Source organism: Vibrio sp. 10N.222.52.C3, assembly GCF_041474195.1.
Classification (GTDB): Bacteria; Pseudomonadota; Gammaproteobacteria; order Enterobacterales; family Vibrionaceae; genus Vibrio; species Vibrio crassostreae_C.
In genome coordinates, this window is the sequence record NZ_JBFRTQ010000100.1 from 1 (window position 1) to 218 (window position 218).

Genomic DNA, 218 nt, shown 5'->3' on the forward strand with positions numbered 1-218 from the left:
CTCTATGGTGACTTGTCTATTTAATAGACAAAGTCGAAATTAAAGCCTGGCGATGTCCTACTCTCACATGGGGAAGCCCCACACTACCATCGGCGCTATTGTGTTTCACTTCTGAGTTCGGCATGGAATCAGGTGGGTCCACAATGCTATGGTCGCCAAGCAAATTTTAAAATTCGGAAAACTGTATTTAAAAGTCTCTTCAAACTCATTCAAGCGTT

The 218-nt window shown here is 42.7% G+C and carries 1 rRNA gene; it reads right to left on the minus strand.

Features of this window, described 5'->3' with window-relative positions:
* Positions 1–44: 44 nt before the first annotated feature.
* Positions 45–160, minus strand: a 5S ribosomal RNA gene (gene rrf / locus AB4517_RS15885).
* Positions 161–218: the final 58 nt, after the last annotated feature.